Raw genomic sequence first — 16,081 nt, 5'->3', positions numbered from 1 at the left:
ATGGCAACGTCCATGCCTGTCGCGGAGCACGGCAAATGAGCCGCATCCGGAAATTCATTTTCGCGGCAATGGCTGCGCTTCTCAGCCTGCCCGCGGGCCCGCTGCTTGCCGCAACGGAACAGAGCAGCCTCGCGACCGTCAAGATCGCGCAGGCGCCGCTGTACGGCCGCAACCAGAATATCCATCCCAACCTGCTGCTGACGCTCTCGGTGGAGTTCCCCACGGTTGGGGCAGCCTATCGCTCCGGCTCGTATTCGCCGACCACCGAATACATTGGCTACTTCAATCCGCTCAAGTGCTACAACTACAGCGGAAGCGCCAGCAATGGCTATTTTGTCATTGCCGGCGACGCCAACACGGCCGATCACACATGCGCGGGCCAGTTCAGCGGCAACTTCATGAACTGGGCCACGGCCTCGGCCATCGATATGCTGCGCTACGCGCTGACCGGGGGCGACCGCGTCGTTGACACCGCCACGCAGACCATCCTGCAACGTGCTGTGCTGCAGGAGAGTTTTTTCAACAGCAACTCCTACTTCCCCCGCAAGACCTACGACAAGGCGTCCTCGGTCACGCCTTTCAGCAGCAGGACCTTGTACATCACCTCATGTGGCAACAAGCTGTTCTTTGGGGACAGCACCGAATCCGGCGCCAGCTGCTCGAGCCCCGGCAAGTACAGGAACCAGGGCACCTACCTGGTACGGGTGCAAGTCTGCGATGCAAGCGAAGCCAGGTCCCGCACCGATCTCTGCAAGCTGTATCGCACCGGGTACAAGCCGGTTGGCGAAATGCAGCGCAATGCCGACAAGGTCCGCTTTGGCGCGTTTGGCTACCTGAACGACAGCGCCAATACCCGTTATGGCGGTGTCTTGCGGGCGCCCCTGAAGTATGTGGGGCCGAACACCGTCGACAGCAATTTCAACCAAGCCAGCAACCTGCGCCGGGAATGGGATGACGACGGCGTATTCATCCAGAACCCCGAGAGCGCGTCAGAGAATATCAGCGGCGTCATCAATTACCTGAATCAGTTCGGGCGTTCCGGCGCCTACAAGTCATTGGATCCGGTCGGCGAACTCTACTACGAGAGCATCCGCTACCTGCAAGGCCGGCAACCAACGCCCGAAGCCATCGACAATGCCAGCGCCTACAAGGATGGATTCCCGGTCTACACGCAATGGACAGACCCCATCCTTGCCAGCTGCCAGAAGAACTACGTCCTTGCCATTGCCGATATCAATACGCACTGGGACCGATACATCCCAGGCAACATCAGGACGACCTACCTCTCCGGTGGCAAGCCGGTCTCTGCCAACGATTCGGCCCGGCCGGCGGACGCGATATCGAAATACAGCAAGTACAGCTTCGATGTCAGGACCTGGACGCAGGCGGTGGCCGATCTCGAGAGTTCGGGAACATCCGGCAACAGCCGCCCCGACAGCTCGCTCGCCAACCTGGCTGGCGCCGACACCGGCTCCGGCGGCCACGGCACCTACTATATGGCCGGCGTCGCGTATTGGGCGCATACCTACGGCTTCCGCCCGGATATGCCGGAATTGCGCGTCACCACGTTCAGCATCGACGTCAATGAGAACGGGAACGGCAGCGTCGGCGACGAACAGCGCCGCAGCCAGATGTACCTGGCGGCAAAGTACGGCGGCTTTGACGACCAGAACGGTGATGGCAATCCGTTCCGCACCAAGGGGGCCAGCGGCGCCACCGTCACCAGCAATGCCGAATGGGAATCGTCGGGCGGATCCAACGTCCCCGCCAACTGGTTCCTGGCCGGGCAGCCGGCCGCCATGATCGCTTCCATCAAGAGGGTCTTCGCGCAAATCGTCAACGCGGCCGGCACATTGTCTGGCGTGGCACTGACCTCTTCCCAGGTGGCGAGCGACACCCTCTTGTTCACTCCCGGATTCGACCAGCGATGGAACGGGCGCCTGTCGGCACTGGCGGTGATCAATGATCCCAATACCGGCGTTCAGATCTCCAATACCGAAACCTGGGAGGCCGGCAAGGTGCTGACTGCCCGCACCGCTGCCCGCAATCTGCTGACCTGGGTCCCGTCGGGCACGGCCGACAATGCGGGAACCGGCGCGGGTGCGGGCGCCACCTTCGAGTGGAAATCCCTCAACGCCGCGCAGAAGGCCGCACTGAAGCTCGCGCCGACAGAGACTGACACCGTGGCCCAGGGCCGGCTCAGCTATTTGCGCGGCGAACGCAGCCAGGAGCAATCCACCGGCAGCACGGGGACCATGCGCTTGCGCGACTCACTGCTGGGCGACATCGTCAACTCGGGCCCCGTCTACATGGCGGCCCCGTCCAGCACCATCGCCGAACGCGACTACACCGCCTTCTACAAGGCCCACAGCCAGCGTACCGCCGCCGTTTATATCGGCGCCAACGATGGAATGCTCCACGCATTCAATGCCGCCAATGGCTCTGAACTGTTTGCCTACGTGCCAAACGCGGTGTTCGCCAGCCTGGCCCAGCTGACCTCGCCGAGCTATATCCATCGTCCGTACGTGGACGCCACGCCTGCCGTGGCGGAAGCCCGGGTCGGCAACGCCTGGCAGACCGTGCTGGTTTCTGGCATGGGTGGCGGCGCGCAAGGCCTCTTTGCGCTGAATGTCAGCGATCCCGCCAGCGTCGGAAGCGGCAATGTCTTGTGGGAGTTCACGGACAAGGATGATGCCGACATGGGCAACGTCATGTCGCCGCCCCAGATCGTCAAGCTGTTTGCCGGCAAGGACTCCGACAACAAGCCTGTGTACAAGTGGTTTGCCATGACGGGCAACGGCCTGAATGCCAACGATGCGGATGGCGCGAGCAATCCGGCCGCGCCTTCGGTGCTGTTCATCGTGGCACTGGACAAGCCGGCCGGGACGCCGTGGCAACTGGGCGTCAATTACTGGAAGATCTCGATGGCGGCGGACGCCACCGCAGGCATTGCCAACGGGCTGAGCTCGCCGGCGCTGGTGCGGCTTACCGACGGACAGACCGTCGCCGCCTACGCCGGCGACCTCCAGGGCCGCCTCTGGAAGTTCATCCTCAATGGCGGCCCATCCACCTGGAACGCTGCCGGGGCCCTGCCCTACTACGGCGGCGGCAACTACGGCCGGCCGCTGTTCCAGGCTCGCGATGCCAGCGGAAAACCGCAGCCGATCACGGTCCAGCCCAAGTGGGTCTACGCGCCCGGCGGCTACATGGTGGTGTTCGGCACCGGGAAGTACCTGGAGCCTGCCGACACCATCACCACCGGCACGCTGACCCGGAACGCCATGTACGGCATCTACGATGCGGGGGGCTCCCAGTCGATCGCAGACCGCAGCATGCTGAACCCGGTCACCCTGACCCGCAACAGCAAGGGCGCTTACGAATATTCGTCACGCAGCTATAGCCTCGGCTCAAAGACTGGGCAGAAAGCGGGGTGGTACTTTGATTTCCCGGGCAACGGAGAACGCCAGGTCACCGCGCTCGTGCCAGCCTACGGAAAGATCTGGTTCAACTCGCTGATGACCGGCGATGACCTTTGCGGTGCCTCCAGCAACAGCGGCCGCTACCAGATCAATGCGCTGACCGGCATGCCCGCCACGGGGACATCGACCGGCGATCTCTCCACCTTCGGCATCCTGGGAGCGCCGGTGCTGATCCAGACCAAGACCACGGTGGATCCACAGCGCAATGCAGTCGGCCAGATCACCACGCTGAAGTTCATCGACGTGTTTTCGTTCGGTGCATCGGGTGGCGGCCGCAGCGGAGGCGCGTCGTTGTCCAGCAGGCCGCTTGTGTCCGGCAACACAGCCACCGACGGGGGGCACCCCGCCACCGGGCGCCTTGGCTGGCGCGAGATTCGTAATTTCGGAGCCGCAAAATGACGCTCTGCCACCGTGACCGGCGTCGCCACGCCAGCGGCTTCACGCTGATGGAGGTGCTGATTGCCATCGCCATCCTTGGCATCCTCGCCGGCATTGCCTATCCCAGCTACGCCGAACATGTTGCCCGCGGGCGCCGCGCCGAAGCCAAGGCCGCATTGATGACGGCCATGCAGGCACTGGAGCGTCGTTATGCACAGGCCAACTCCTATGTCGACCCCGCCGACAGCACGCGCGCCTGGCGCGGCTTCCCGCAAGCCTCGGAAAGCGGCAACTACACGATCGCATCCGGCGCGTGCGCAGGCCTGGCATTCAACGAATGCGTGCAGGTCAGCGCCACGCCCGCCATCGCCGACAACCGGTGCGGCACGCTGCTGCTGCGCAGCACCGGCGAGCGCGGCGTGCTGATCAACAATGTCGCCGCCTTCGCGAACCTGCCCCAGGAGTGCTGGTGATGCGCGCCCAAGCCCCCCGACCCCAGACCGGGTTCACGCTGATCGAACTGCTGGTCACGCTGGTCGTGCTGGTCATCCTCGCCGGCATGGCGGCACCCGCCTACACCTCCTTCATTCAGCGCAACACGCTTGCCACTGAAGCAGACGCGCTGGCTTCGTCGCTTTCCCTGGCACGGGCCAATGCGCTATCGCGCAATAGCTGGGTTACCGTGGCGCCGGTCAGTAATGACTGGCGCAACGGCTGGACTGTCTGCCTGAACCCAAATCGAAGCGCGGACTGCACGGGCCAAACCGTGCTGGTTCAGCATGTACCCTCCGCCCAGGGATTGACCGTAGCATTCTCCAGCACGCCGCAGTCGGGGGTCCTCTCCTACTCGCCCGTAGGCTATACACGCACGCTGGCAGATGCGATGCAGTCTGCCCAGGTGCTGATGGGACTGGGCACCGGCAACCAGAAACTCATCGATATCAGCCAGTTGGGCAGGGTCCGCGTATGCGCGCCCGTGCCGACACAAGCCACGGTGTGCCAGTAAGCGAGGCTGCCTGGTAGCTGTTCCCAGGAAGACCGAAACAACATTCTGCAAATCCTCCACGCTTAGGCACGTATTCGCCTGCTCGCGACAGCTAGTCTGACGGTCCCTGCCAGTCTCGGTGACCGCCCATGCCGGATCTTCGCAAGCCAGCACATCAACCTGCCCGCCCGCGCCGCAGACCGCGCTGCGCCGGCCGCCCCGCGGGATTCGCGCTGTATGAAACGCTGTGCGCGCTGATCGTCCTTGGTGCCGGGCTGATGCCAATGATGGGGCTGGCGCCGAAGGCGCTGGCCCAGCTGCGCGAACTCGACGCGCTGGCCCGGTCCGCCCGCCTTGCCGTGGAGATAGCTGAGCTGGATACAGCGCAGCCGGCACTGCAAAGCGGGCGACCAGACCTCTGGTCGAGCCGGTGCGGGAACAACCCGGCGTTTCCGTGCCCGGAAGATTCGCCACTGATCATGGCAGGATGGCTTGGCGGGCAGGCCGGCATACCCGCGATCGCCTTGTGGAGGCAGCCATGAGGCGGGACGCATCCAGGGCATTCTCGCTGGTCGAGCTGCTGGTCGGACTGATACTCGGCCTGATCGTCACCGCGGCAGCCGTTGCGGCATTCCATGCCACTCGTACCGCCTACCTCACCGCCACCGACCGCATCCTGCTCGAAGAACGCGGCCAGCGCGCCCTGACGATCATCGCCGCGCTGCTGCGCCAGTCCGGCTGGCCGGGCGAGCCCCTTTCCGCCACCTCCTACCCTGCGCCATCGGCCGTCAGCGGCGCCGACGACTGCGGCCAGCCTGCCATCGGTGCGGTGCCGTCCTGCGGCAGGGCCGGCGTCGGCCGCAGCGATGCGCTGCTGGTCCGCTTCAGCGGCAGCGGCCTGCCGGCGGCGCCGTCGCAGCCCGATGAAACCATGACCGACTGCAGCGGCTACGCCGTCGCCGCGCGCGTGGCCAGTGCTGACGCGCGCAGTGGCTACGTCGCAGCCAACCTGATCTATGTCGCGGCGGGCAGCGATGGCGTGCCGCAACTGCTGTGCCGCTACCCGGCACGCCGCGGTGGCGTGATCGACGGCACTGGCTGGACCTCCGGCGCGCTGGTCCGCGGCGTTGAATCACTGCAAGTGCGCTACGGCCTGGATACGGACCGCGACGGCCGGGCCGACCGCTTCGAGACGGCATCCGCGATCCACTCGCTGGATGAATCCGCCTGGCATCGCGTGGTGGCCGTGCAGATTGCCATTGCCGTGCGCGGCGAACGCCCGGGTTCGGCGGCGGCGGCAAGCCCGGGCAAAGGCGACGACCCGTTGCCAGCACCCGGCACCGCCGCCGGCGATCTGGCGCCGGTGCCGCCGTCGCAGGCCAGCACCGCCCGCCGCGTCTTCGCCACCACGGTGCGGCTGCGCAATGCGCCACGCTGCCAGGAGACGCTGTGCTAGCCCGCCGCCTTCCACGTCGCCACAATGCAGGCGCCGTCACGCTGCTGCTCTGCGCCACGATGCTGCTGCTGATAGTGCTGACCGCTGCCGGCACGCTGCACATGCTGCTGTCCGCGCGGCAACTTGCCGTCATGCAGCTCGAACGCGAAATCGCATTCCGGGCCGCCGAGGTCGCGTTGCTTGATGCCGAGTCGGACCTGCTTGCGGCCGCCATATCGCAAGACATGATGGGCCGGCTTGGCATCTGGCCGGCACCGGGACACTGCGGCAGCGGCCAACAGGCTGGCGTGTGCCGGCCAGCGGTGACCGGCCCGCCCGTGTGGCAGCCCTGGCTGCTGGCCGACACCAGCGCGGACACCGTCGGCGTGCCATTCGGCCGCTTCACCGGTGCGACGCTGCCGGTGCTGCCCGCGGGTGCCGCCGGTACGCGCGAACTGCCGCGGTATGTCGCCGAGATCCTGGAAGAGCCACCGTCCGGCTACAGCGCTCCGGATGTCCCTTCCGCTACCACACCGGCACCACGGATCCGGATCACGGCCATCGGCTTCGGCCGCAGCCGTGCGACACGTGCCGTGGTACAGAGCGTGATCCAGCCGTGAATCGCCTCGTTGCCTTTGCCCTCGCCTGCCTGGCCATCGCCATTGCACCAGCGTCCGCCGCCACCGGATCCGAAACAGGCCGGCTGCCCCTGGCTTACCGGACCGCGGCCGGCGCATATCCATGGACCGGGCGCTTGCTCGCTGTCGGCTGGCAAGGACCGGCGCCAGTGCTGTCGCCTTATCTATGGGAGGCCGGCGCAAGCCTCGACCATCGGCCTGTCGGATCGCGTCGCATATTCACGTCGTCAGCGCCGCCGCAGCGCGTCATCGCGCTGCAATGGGATGCCATCGATGCCGCCTTCCGGAATACGGATAGCGCCGACATGCTTGGCCGCCTTGACCGCGCTCACCTCGAATGGCTGCGCGGCGACCGCACCGAGGCGGCCCTGCGCCAGCGCGACACGCGACTCGGCAATGCCGCAGGCGCGCGCGTGCGGGTGGTGGCGCCTCCGGCCTGGGCGCCTGGCAAACCCGGGCACGCCGGCTTTCGCACGCGCTACAGCCTGCGCCCGCATGTCGTCTGGCTGGGCACCAACGACGGCCTGCTGCACGGGTTCGACGCCGTGACCGGCGAGGAGCGCGCCGCCTATCTGCCCGGCGTGCTGTTGCCCCATGCCGCCGCCACGCCGGCGAACGACGCGCCGCTGGCGCCCGCGCCCTGCCCTCGCCCCGAAGCGCAGGATGTGACGATCCATGGCGAGTGGCGCACGGTCTTGCTGTGCGGCATCCCTGGCAGCGCCAGGACCGGCAACCCCGCTGCGGCATTCGCGCTAGACATCTCGGATCCCGACGGTCCGATGCCCTTTGCATTGCTGTGGGAGATCGCCGCCGCGGACACATTGCCACTATCAGCGCGCGGCCCGGTGCGTGCCGCCGGCATTCCCGGCCAGGACGGATTGCGCTGGTACGCAGTCGTGACGCTGGCTGCCGCGACCCATGACAAGTCGGAGGCAGCCCGCTCCGGCCTTGCGCTGCTGCCATTGGACAAGCCTGCCGGCGCGGCATGGGCCGGGCAGTACGCCGTCCGCACCTTGCCATTGCCGGAGCACGACTGCCTGGGCCGGCCGGCAACCGGCAACCTGGTGGCGGCCAGCGTGCTGTCTGACATGACAGGCACGGCACGCGCTGCCTATGCGACGGACGATGCCGGCCAGCTATGGCGCTTCCCCCTCACGGAGGCGCCCCAGCCGGGCGGTGCGCCCGCGGTGTCATGCCTCCACCGGATGCAGGCGTCGGCGCAACCGCTCATGCCCGAAGCGCCCGTGCTGCTCGGATCGCCGACTGCGCCGGTCGTGGTCTATGGCGCGGGCAACGAACTTGCAGCGGTGCCCGACCTGTCGTCCACGCGCGCCGCCACGGCGGGCCCGTTGGTGGAAGTCGCGGCGCAGGCCGCAGATGGCGGGCACATCCTGCGCGCGCAGCCTGCCGGCGCCGGTGATGCCGGCTGGCATCTGACCCTGCCCCATGCCGGCGAACAGGTGGTGGAGGTCCAGCCGGTCTTCCCCGGCCATCTGCTGTTCGTGACGCGCACGCCCGATGGCGCGCAACGCAGCTACCTGGTGCTGGCGGCAACCGGGGAATCGGTCAGCCAGAGCGGAACCGGCGAACGCCTGCACGTGGCCACCGGCCAGTTGCTGCCTCCAGGCGCCAGCGTGTTCGTGACCGCTGCCGAATTGCCCGCCGCACCGGTGCAGCCGGGCCGCACCGCGCACCAGGCTTATGAGCTGTCGCTGTGGGCTGTCGATGGCAACTCGGTCACGCGGGTGTCGCAAACCATGGCCAGCCGGCGCACCGGGCGCCTGCGCTGGCGCGAGCTCGTCGGACCGGCACGGGAGGATTTGCCATGACTGCCGCGGCGCCTGCCTCCCGGCCCCGGGCCGGGTTCAGCCTGGTCGAGCTTGCGGTTGCGCTGGCCGTCCTCGCCATCCTCGCGGCCGTCGCCGTGCCCGCTTGGCACGGCCACCTGATGCGGGGATGGCGGGCGCAGGCGCGTACCGCGCTGACCGAGGGAATGCTGCAACTGGAACGCCATGCCGTCGGCGCCATGACGTTTGCCGCCGAACCCGGTGCCGGAGTGGCCGCCGGGGAATGGCCACTTCCCGTACCGGACACCGGAACCGTGCGTCATGTCGTGACAGCTGCGGCATGCCCCCAGGCCGGCCTGGATACCTGTGTTGAATTGCGTGCCGTGCCGCAGCGGCCCGATCCGGAGTGCGGCGTGCTGATCCTGCGCAGCACCGGACAGTGGCTGACGCTGCCCGAAGGTGAAGCCGTGCCACGGCCGCTTCCGTCCCATTGCTGAAGGCGCGATGAACAGCCACGCACCCCGCCGCAACCATGGCCTGACCCTGGCCGAACTGCTCGCCGGCCTGGCCATCCTGGCACTGCTGGCGGCGGCATCCTATCCGGTGTTCAGCGGCCTGCTCGCCCGGCAGCAGGTCACACTGGCGGCCGACCGGCTGGCGGCATCGCTGGCGCTGGCGCGGGCCACCGCACTGGCGCGCCGCCTCGAGGTGACGCTGCAGCCGCTGCCGGGCGAGGCCACGCTGGGCCCTGGCTGGCAACTGGTCGCGGCAGACGGCGACCCGGAGCGCCGCGCGGTGCTGGCCGTGGTCGAACCGGCCATGCCCTGCCTGTGGGTGACGCTGCGCCAGACCGCCCGCGGCACGAATGTGCTGAAATTCCTGCCTGTGGGATACTCTCGTTCTGAGCAGGGCGGTTTCCAGGCCGCCACTTTCACGCTCGGCTGCCGTGGCGAGCAGCGGCAAGTCAGGCTGGGCGCGCAGGGACGTATCCGACTCTGCACCCCCGGCCGCGACGCTGACTGCGATGCGACGGAGTCCTCCGGACCACCATAACCCGGCAGCCCTGTATTCCAGATCGCTGCGCCAAGGCAAACGCAACCGCCGAATGTTTTCCGATACCGACCACGCCGCCATGGAACAGGCCCTCGCGCTCGCCGCGCGGGGCATGTTCATCACCACGCCCAACCCGCGCGTCGGCTGCGTGCTCGTCAAGGATGGCCAGGTCATCGGCCAGGGGTTCACCCAGCCGGCCGGGCAGGACCATGCCGAGATCCAGGCGATGAAGGACGCGCTGGCGCGCGGGCTGGACCCGGCCGGCTCCACCGCCTATGTCACGCTGGAGCCGTGCAGCCATTTCGGACGCACGCCGCCGTGCGCCGAAGCGCTGGTGCGCGCGGGCGTGGCGCGCGTGGTGGCGGCCATGGAAGATCCCAACCCGTCGGTATCCGGGCGCGGCCTGCAGCGGTTGCGCGAGGCCGGCGTCGACGTGCGCTGCGGCCTGCTGGAGAAGGAAGCGCGCGACCTGAATATCGGCTTCGTCTCGCGCATGACGCGCGGGCTGCCGTGGGTGCGCGTCAAGGTGGCGGCATCGATGGATGGCGGCACCGCGCTGCATGACGGCACCAGCCAGTGGATCACCGGCCAGGCCGCGCGCGACGACGGCCATGCCTGGCGCGCACGTGCGTGCGCGATCCTGACCGGGATCGGCACCGTGCGCGACGACAACCCCGCGCTGACGGTGCGGGCCATCGCCACGCCGCGCCAGCCCCAGCGGGTGCTGGTCGATTCGCGGCTGGAGGTCCCGCTGGACGCGCAGATCCTGACGCCGGACACCGGCGAGTTCGCCAAGCCGGTGCTGGTGTTCTGCGCGGTGGAGGACCGGGAACGCCAGCGCGCACTGGAAGGCCGCGGCGCCGAAGTCGTGGTCCTGCCCAACCCGCACGGCAAGGTCGAGTTGCGCCGCATGCTGGAAGAACTCGGCCGGCGCGGCATCAATGAGCTGCACGTGGAAGCCGGCTTCAAGCTCAACGGTTCGCTGGTGCGCGAGCATTGCGCCGACGAGCTGCTGATCTACCTCGCACCCAAGCTGCTGGGCGATGCCCAGGGCATGTTCAACCTGCCGCCGCTGGCGCGGCTGCAGGACGCCGCGCAGTTCCGCTGGCATGAGATCCGGCAGATCGGCGACGACCTGCGCCTGATTGCCCGGCGCAACGACGCGTAGCGCGCCACCCACCGGCACCGCGTATCCAGATTCCAAATACCCAAAGCAGAAGACACCACCATGTTTACAGGCATTGTCGCGGCAGTCGGCCGCATTGATTCCGTAACCCCGCTGGGCGCCGCCGATGCCGGCGTGCGCCTGCATATCGCCGCGGGCGGGCTGGACCTGTCGGACGTCATCATCGGCGACAGCATTGCCATCCAGGGCGCCTGCATGACCGTGATCGCCATGGCGCCCGACAGTTTCGACGTCGAGGTCTCGCGCGAGTCGCTGGACAAGACCGTGGGGCTGGAGAGCACCGGCCGCGTCAACCTGGAAAAGGCACTGCGCCTGGCCGACCGCCTGGGCGGCCACCTGGTGTCCGGGCACGTCGACGGCCTGGGCGAAGTCGTGCACTTCGCGCCGGTGGGCGAATCGCATGAACTGCGCATCCGCGCCCCGCGCGAGCTGGCGCGCTACCTGGCCTACAAGGGCTCGGTCGTGGTCAACGGCGTGTCGCTGACCGTCAACCGCGTCAATGACGAAGCCGACGGCTGCGTGTTCTCCATCAACCTGATCCCCCACACCGTGGAAGTCACCACGCTGCAGGAACTGAAGCCGGGCGCGCGCGTGAACCTGGAGATCGACCTGATCGCCCGCTATGTGGAGCGGATGCTGTCGACCGCGCAGGCCCCCGCGTAATAGCGCGGGCTACCTGCCCTCGTCGGGCACGTTATAGGCCTCGCGCAGCTTGTCGGTGAAGGGGCGCAGCGCTTCCACGCAGGCGCTGCTGTTGCCGCCTTCCATCGTGGACAGGCTCCAGTTGCAGCCGCCGGCGTCCGGCGCGTGCCAGACCACGTCGCCAAAGCAGGCGCCCTCGCAAGCGGCGAACTTCGATTGCTCGGCGCGTACCAGGGCACGCAGTTCGGCCTTGTGCTTGATCTGCCTCGACATGGTTGTCTCCCTTTGTAGTGCAAAGTCCGCGGGCGCGATCGGGCCGGCGCCCTGATTTGAAGTCCGGGCCGCCGCTTGCCAGCGCGGCGGCATTCAGGGCGGGGCGTGCCCCCCTTTGGTCGCGAGCATACGCTGACAAACCCCTCCTGTGGCAATTTGCTTGCACCGCCGGCCCCCTGGGAGGTGCGCCGCGCGGGGCCTGGCAGCTTTGTTGTAAGTCAGCTGGTGCCTGCAGCGCCCGAAGCCTAGAATGGTTGAGCAGCGCTTGCAGTCCATGTATGCCCACAGGCGCTCGCCACTCGTTCCCGGGCCTCCCCCCTCGACAACGTCTAGCACCGGTGACTGCTGAAGTCACTCACGGGGACCACCTGGACCTTCATGCTCCCCTGCCCGCCGCGCCGCGCGCTCGTCCGCGAGCTGGCGCTCCCGCCGTTGCTTTCAACTGCCGGCCGGATTGCTGCCCGGCACCCATGAAGGAACTCACTGTGCCCGATCCCACCGCCAGAATCCTGTATCAGCGACTTCCGGCCACGCGCCTGCTGCGTGACCGGCATCCCACTGCGCCGATGCGCGCGCGCCTGGGCTTTGTGCGCCTGGCCGCGACCCACCTGCACCGTGCCGCCACGCTGCTGATCGACTGGGACCAGGCCGTGGGCAACGGATGGCCGCGGCTGCAGCCGCCGTCCTCCCCCCTGGCGAAGACATTCCGGCGCCCAGGCGCCCGGCGCTTCGCAGGCTTTCCGTGGTCCAGCGGCAAATGGACCTGACACCAAGCGAGGCATGACCATGCTCACCCTGTTGTATTTCCGGCTGAACGACATTGCCGCGGCAAGGCACGCGCACGCGCAGCTTGGCGAGCTGGCCGCGACTCCCGCACGCATCGACGGGCCATGGTTCTTCCAGCGCGACAACCAGCCGGCCGAAGGCCTGCCCGCGCCCGACGCGGCGCAGATCACCTATCGCAATGAAGTCGCGGCGGCCGGCATGGCCGCCGGCGCGCTGCTGGTGGCCTGGATCGTGTTCCGCTACGGCACGCCGGTCAACGCGGCCACGGGCTTCATGGCCTACCTCGGCGGCATGGCGCTGGGCGCCGTGGTCGGCCGGTGGCTGGGCAGCGTGATCGGCGCCGGCATCATGCGCGCCGGCCTGAGGCGGCAGAAGCGACAAATGACCGCAGGCCAGCTGATGATGATCTGCGCATGCGACCCGCACGCAAAGGGGCGGCTCTGCGAGATCGCCCAGGATGCCGGCGCCGCCGCCATCGACCCACAGGATGGCCGGCTGCCCCTGCGCGGCTGGCTGACAGACCGCCACTGGCCCGCATGGCTTGCAGGCCATGGCCAGCGCGCTGTCCCACACAGGAAACAAGCATGAGCGAGAGTTTTTTCTATCAGCATTGCCACGTTGTCGTGACACTGGCCGAGGTCACTTTCGGCAAGTGGGAATGGACCTATGCGCTGGATGCGCATGCCAGGTTCACCAAACCCAACGCCGGCTTCCTCACGCGCGAGCTCGCGCTGGCTGACGCGACCCGCGCGGCCAGGGCGCGCATCGCCAGGACCTCGCGGCTGCGTGCCGCAGGCCACGACCGCACCGCGCTGGCCGCCGCCGCATAGCCCCGGCCGGGCCAGGCGCCGGCACCCTGCCGGCAACGGGGCGGCCCATGCAGCACCGCGCTCCCCACCCGCTTCAGGCAGGCGCCGTACTTTCCGGCGCCGTCGCCTCACGCCTTGCCTGCCTTGGCGTACAATACCCGGCTTGACTGGGCAACCTGCCGGGCGTATATGGCCTGGCCGGCCCGGCCCGACGCCCCGCCTCAGTCCGGCCGCTTTCAACCGCGGCCATGTTTCCTGCCCCAGCTATTCGCCGGTTTTTCGCTCGATTCGCCCCAATTTGCCGTTCAGCACGCCATGAAAATCGCCCGTACCGAAGACATCATTGCCGACATCCGCGCCGGCCGCATGGTCATCCTCGTCGATGAGGAAGACCGCGAAAATGAAGGCGACCTGGTGCTGGCTGCCGATTTCGTCACACCGGAAGCGATCAACTTCATGGCCAAGCACGGCCGCGGGCTGATCTGCCTGACCCTGACCGCCGAGCGCTGCCGCCAGCTGGACCTGCACCCGATGGTCAGCCGCAACGGCACCCAGCACGGCACCAACTTCACCGTGTCGATCGAGGCTGCCGAGGGCGTGACCACCGGCATTTCCGCCGCCGACCGCGCACGCACCGTGCAGGCAGCCGTCGCCCGCGACGCCAGGCCGGCCGACCTGGTCCAGCCCGGCCATATCTTCCCGTTGACGGCCCAGCCCGGCGGCGTGCTGATCCGCGCCGGCCATACCGAGGCCGGCTGCGACCTGGGCGCGCTGGCAGGCCTGACGCCGGCGGCTGTGATCTGCGAGATCATGAAGGACGACGGCACCATGGCGCGCCTGCCGGACCTGATCGAGTTCGCGCAGGAACATGACCTGAAGATCGGCACCATTGCCGACCTGATCCACTACCGCAGCCGCACCGAGAGCATTATCGAGCGTGTGGGCGAGCGCGCCATGCAGACCCCCTACGGCACCTTCCACAGCATCGCCTACCGCGACAAGCCCACCGGCCAGGCGCACCTGGCGCTGGTCAAGGGTTCGCCCGCGCCGGACCAGGAAACGCTGGTGCGCGTGCATGAGCCCTTCTCGGTGCTGGACCTGCTGGAAGTGAAGTGCACCACGCATTCCTGGAGCATTCCGGCGGCAATGAAAGCCATCGCCGAGGCCGACAGCGGCGTGATCGTGCTGCTTAACTGTGGCGACTCGGCCGACCAGCTGTTCACGCAGTTCAGCGCGCTGGACGCGCCGCAGTCGCGCCCGCGCCGCAAGCCGGACCTGCGCACCTACGGCATGGGCGCGCAGATCCTGAAGGACGTGGGCGTGGGCAGGATGCGCGTGCTGGCGTCGCCGCAGCGCATGCCCAGCATGACCGGGTTCGACCTTGAAGTCACCGGCTACCAACCCATGAACGGCCAGGCCGACTGAGCCTGCGCCACCCGGACACCCCGGCAGCGCGCACCAGCGCCGTTGCCGCCCCCGAAAACTGGAGAACTGAACAATGGATCACGGCTTCTACCCCAGCAACCTCGACGGTGAAGGCCTGCGTATCGGCATCGTGCAGGCCCGCTTCAACGAGCCGGTCTGCGCCGAACTGCTCGAAGCCTGCGTGGCCGAGCTGGAAAAGCTCGGCGTCGAGGGCGAAGACACCCTGGTGGTGACCGTCCCCGGCGCGCTGGAAATCCCGCTGGCGCTGCAGAAGATGTGCGAGAGCGGCCAGTTCGACGCCCTGGTCGCCCTGGGCGCCGTGGTGCGCGGCGAGACCTACCACTTCGAGCTGGTCTCGAACGAGTCGGGCGCCGGCATCACCCGCGTCGGCCTGGACTTCAATGTGCCGATCGCCAATGGCATCCTGACCGTGGATACCGACGAGCAGGCCCACGCCCGCACCCGCGAGAAGGGCCGCGACTGCGCCCGCGCCGCGGTGGAGATGGCCAACCTGGTCGCCGCGCTCGATTCGCTGCGCGGCCAGGAAGATGAAGACGAGGACGACGATGAGTGATACGTCGAACACCCCCGACAACGACGGCGTCAAGGCAGCCGGCGGCAAGCCCGCCGCAGCCCGCACCGAGGCCAAGGCACCGCCCAAGAGCGCGCGCCGCCGCTCGCGCGAACTGGCGCTGCAAGGGCTGTACCAGTGGCTGCTGAACCGCAATGACATCGGGGCGATCCAGGCTCACCTGCATGATGCGCAAGGCTTCAACAAGGCCGACCGCGAGCACTTCGACGCGCTCCTCAACGGCGCCGTACGCGAGGAAGCCCGCCTGACCGCCGCCTTCGAGCCGTTCCTGGACCGCAAGGTCGAAGAACTGTCGCCGGTGGAGCGTGCCGCCCTGCTGGTCGGCAGCTATGAGCTGGTGCACTGCCTCGACATCCCGTACAAGGTCGTGATCAACGAAGCCGTCGAGCTGACCAAGACCTTTGGCGGCGTCGAAGGCTACAAGTACGTCAACGGCGTGCTGGACAAGCTTGCCGCCCAGGTGCGCGCGGCCGAGGTCGCGGCGCGCCGCTGAGTTGCCAACTGAGCCGCCCGCGGGCCGGCCCACGCCATCACGGCTGGCTTGCGCCGGCAGTGATGAGGACGGCACCCGCCCCGGCGGGTGTTTTCATTCCTACCTACCCTCTTGCTGAAC

At 67.9% G+C, this 16,081-nt stretch carries 18 protein-coding genes; 17 read left to right on the top strand and 1 reads right to left on the bottom strand.

From position 1 onward, the window contains the following. The first annotated feature begins 35 nt into the window (after positions 1 to 35). The 11 genes from AC3WLE_RS05655 (at position 36) to AC3WLE_RS05605 (ending at position 11,604) form a co-directional block, all read left to right on the top strand. Entirely contained in the window at positions 36 to 3,878 is a 3,843-nt protein-coding gene (locus AC3WLE_RS05655) for a pilus assembly protein (RefSeq protein ID WP_492356408.1), read from the top strand. Next, positions 3,875 to 4,330, top strand: coding sequence for a type IV pilin protein (locus tag AC3WLE_RS05650; RefSeq protein ID WP_492356407.1), 456 nt, complete (start codon positions 3,875 to 3,877; stop codon positions 4,328 to 4,330). Before AC3WLE_RS05655 ends, AC3WLE_RS05650 begins: the two co-directional genes overlap by 4 nt. After that, entirely contained in the window at positions 4,330 to 4,863 is a 534-nt protein-coding gene (locus AC3WLE_RS05645) for a GspH/FimT family pseudopilin (RefSeq protein WP_492318799.1), read from the top strand. The genes AC3WLE_RS05650 and AC3WLE_RS05645 overlap by 1 nt, the downstream gene beginning before the upstream one ends. Positions 4,864 to 4,991: 128 nt before the next feature. Beyond that, on the top strand, positions 4,992 to 5,384 hold the full coding sequence (locus AC3WLE_RS05640; RefSeq protein ID WP_492318800.1) for a type IV pilus modification PilV family protein: 393 nt from the start codon (positions 4,992 to 4,994) through the stop codon (positions 5,382 to 5,384). Beyond that, positions 5,381 to 6,298, top strand: coding sequence for a PilW family protein (locus AC3WLE_RS05635; protein WP_492318801.1), 918 nt, complete (start codon positions 5,381 to 5,383; stop codon positions 6,296 to 6,298). Before AC3WLE_RS05640 ends, AC3WLE_RS05635 begins: the two co-directional genes overlap by 4 nt. Beyond that, positions 6,292 to 6,897, top strand: coding sequence for a pilus assembly protein (locus AC3WLE_RS05630; RefSeq protein WP_492318802.1), 606 nt, complete (start codon positions 6,292 to 6,294; stop codon positions 6,895 to 6,897). The genes AC3WLE_RS05635 and AC3WLE_RS05630 overlap by 7 nt, the downstream gene beginning before the upstream one ends. A 323-nt stretch (positions 6,898 to 7,220) precedes the next feature. Beyond that, a complete protein-coding gene (locus tag AC3WLE_RS05625) occupies positions 7,221 to 8,744 on the top strand; it encodes a pilus assembly protein (protein WP_492356406.1) in 1,524 nt (507 codons plus the stop codon). Beyond that, positions 8,741 to 9,199, top strand: coding sequence for a type IV pilin protein (locus AC3WLE_RS05620; protein ID WP_492318804.1), 459 nt, complete (start codon positions 8,741 to 8,743; stop codon positions 9,197 to 9,199). Before AC3WLE_RS05625 ends, AC3WLE_RS05620 begins: the two co-directional genes overlap by 4 nt. 7 nt (positions 9,200 to 9,206) lie before the next feature. Further along, positions 9,207 to 9,755 (top strand): GspH/FimT family pseudopilin, encoded by a 549-nt coding sequence (locus tag AC3WLE_RS05615; protein ID WP_492318805.1) that lies wholly within the window; start codon positions 9,207 to 9,209, stop codon positions 9,753 to 9,755. A gap of 52 nt (positions 9,756 to 9,807) precedes the next feature. Continuing rightward, positions 9,808 to 10,923 carry a bifunctional diaminohydroxyphosphoribosylaminopyrimidine deaminase/5-amino-6-(5-phosphoribosylamino)uracil reductase RibD gene (gene ribD, locus AC3WLE_RS05610; protein WP_492356405.1) on the top strand — a complete coding sequence of 372 codons (1,116 nt, stop codon included), beginning with the start codon at positions 9,808 to 9,810 and terminating at the stop codon, positions 10,921 to 10,923. A gap of 60 nt (positions 10,924 to 10,983) precedes the next feature. Next, positions 10,984 to 11,604 (top strand): riboflavin synthase, encoded by a 621-nt coding sequence (locus AC3WLE_RS05605; protein WP_010813757.1) that lies wholly within the window; start codon positions 10,984 to 10,986, stop codon positions 11,602 to 11,604. Between the two features lie 9 nt (positions 11,605 to 11,613). Here AC3WLE_RS05605 and AC3WLE_RS05600 read toward each other — a convergent pair whose 3' ends face one another. Next, positions 11,614 to 11,856 (bottom strand): hypothetical protein, encoded by a 243-nt coding sequence (locus AC3WLE_RS05600; protein WP_492318807.1) that lies wholly within the window; start codon positions 11,854 to 11,856, stop codon positions 11,614 to 11,616. 470 nt (positions 11,857 to 12,326) lie between these two features. Here AC3WLE_RS05600 and AC3WLE_RS05595 point away from each other — a divergent pair, with 470 nt between their 5' ends. From AC3WLE_RS05595 to nusB, 6 genes are all read left to right on the top strand, one after another. After that, complete coding sequence (locus AC3WLE_RS05595) at positions 12,327 to 12,623, top strand: hypothetical protein (RefSeq protein ID WP_010813759.1); 297 nt, start codon at positions 12,327 to 12,329, stop codon at positions 12,621 to 12,623. Between the two features lie 13 nt (positions 12,624 to 12,636). Next, positions 12,637 to 13,230 (top strand): hypothetical protein, encoded by a 594-nt coding sequence (locus AC3WLE_RS05590; protein ID WP_492356404.1) that lies wholly within the window; start codon positions 12,637 to 12,639, stop codon positions 13,228 to 13,230. Then, positions 13,227 to 13,472 (top strand): hypothetical protein, encoded by a 246-nt coding sequence (locus AC3WLE_RS05585; RefSeq protein ID WP_010813761.1) that lies wholly within the window; start codon positions 13,227 to 13,229, stop codon positions 13,470 to 13,472. Before AC3WLE_RS05590 ends, AC3WLE_RS05585 begins: the two co-directional genes overlap by 4 nt. A 294-nt stretch (positions 13,473 to 13,766) precedes the next feature. Then, a complete protein-coding gene (gene ribBA, locus AC3WLE_RS05580) occupies positions 13,767 to 14,876 on the top strand; it encodes a bifunctional 3,4-dihydroxy-2-butanone-4-phosphate synthase/GTP cyclohydrolase II (protein ID WP_010813762.1) in 1,110 nt (369 codons plus the stop codon). Between the two features lie 73 nt (positions 14,877 to 14,949). Continuing rightward, complete coding sequence (gene ribH, locus AC3WLE_RS05575) at positions 14,950 to 15,450, top strand: 6,7-dimethyl-8-ribityllumazine synthase (RefSeq protein ID WP_010813763.1); 501 nt, start codon at positions 14,950 to 14,952, stop codon at positions 15,448 to 15,450. After that, on the top strand, positions 15,443 to 15,961 hold the full coding sequence (gene nusB / locus AC3WLE_RS05570; RefSeq protein WP_492318810.1) for a transcription antitermination factor NusB: 519 nt from the start codon (positions 15,443 to 15,445) through the stop codon (positions 15,959 to 15,961). The genes ribH and nusB overlap by 8 nt, the downstream gene beginning before the upstream one ends. Positions 15,962 to 16,081 lie beyond the last annotated feature (120 nt).

This window comes from Cupriavidus sp. FW306-1B-F12B (genome assembly GCF_058781795.1).
This window is presented reverse-complemented; position numbering and strand designations above follow the sequence as displayed.

Bases quoted from the DNA above. Each gene is read 5' to 3' on its own strand.
- AC3WLE_RS05655 (WP_492356408.1), top strand. From the start codon at position 36: ATGAGCCGCATCCGGAAATTCATTTTCGCGGCAATGGCTGCGCTTCTC.
- AC3WLE_RS05650 (WP_492356407.1), top strand. From the start codon at position 3,875: ATGACGCTCTGCCACCGTGACCGGCGTCGCCACGCCAGCGGCTTCACG.
- AC3WLE_RS05645 (WP_492318799.1), top strand. From the start codon at position 4,330: ATGCGCGCCCAAGCCCCCCGACCCCAGACCGGGTTCACGCTGATCGAA.
- AC3WLE_RS05640 (WP_492318800.1), top strand. From the start codon at position 4,992: ATGCCGGATCTTCGCAAGCCAGCACATCAACCTGCCCGCCCGCGCCGC.
- AC3WLE_RS05635 (WP_492318801.1), top strand. From the start codon at position 5,381: ATGAGGCGGGACGCATCCAGGGCATTCTCGCTGGTCGAGCTGCTGGTC.
- AC3WLE_RS05625 (WP_492356406.1), top strand. From the start codon at position 7,221: ATGCTTGGCCGCCTTGACCGCGCTCACCTCGAATGGCTGCGCGGCGAC.
- AC3WLE_RS05620 (WP_492318804.1), top strand. From the start codon at position 8,741: ATGACTGCCGCGGCGCCTGCCTCCCGGCCCCGGGCCGGGTTCAGCCTG.
- AC3WLE_RS05615 (WP_492318805.1), top strand. From the start codon at position 9,207: ATGAACAGCCACGCACCCCGCCGCAACCATGGCCTGACCCTGGCCGAA.
- ribD (WP_492356405.1), top strand. From the start codon at position 9,808: ATGTTTTCCGATACCGACCACGCCGCCATGGAACAGGCCCTCGCGCTC.
- AC3WLE_RS05605 (WP_010813757.1), top strand. From the start codon at position 10,984: ATGTTTACAGGCATTGTCGCGGCAGTCGGCCGCATTGATTCCGTAACC.
- AC3WLE_RS05600 (WP_492318807.1), bottom strand. From the start codon at position 11,856: ATGTCGAGGCAGATCAAGCACAAGGCCGAACTGCGTGCCCTGGTACGC.
- AC3WLE_RS05595 (WP_010813759.1), top strand. From the start codon at position 12,327: ATGAAGGAACTCACTGTGCCCGATCCCACCGCCAGAATCCTGTATCAG.
- AC3WLE_RS05590 (WP_492356404.1), top strand. From the start codon at position 12,637: ATGACCATGCTCACCCTGTTGTATTTCCGGCTGAACGACATTGCCGCG.
- AC3WLE_RS05585 (WP_010813761.1), top strand. From the start codon at position 13,227: ATGAGCGAGAGTTTTTTCTATCAGCATTGCCACGTTGTCGTGACACTG.
- ribBA (WP_010813762.1), top strand. From the start codon at position 13,767: ATGAAAATCGCCCGTACCGAAGACATCATTGCCGACATCCGCGCCGGC.
- ribH (WP_010813763.1), top strand. From the start codon at position 14,950: ATGGATCACGGCTTCTACCCCAGCAACCTCGACGGTGAAGGCCTGCGT.
- nusB (WP_492318810.1), top strand. From the start codon at position 15,443: ATGAGTGATACGTCGAACACCCCCGACAACGACGGCGTCAAGGCAGCC.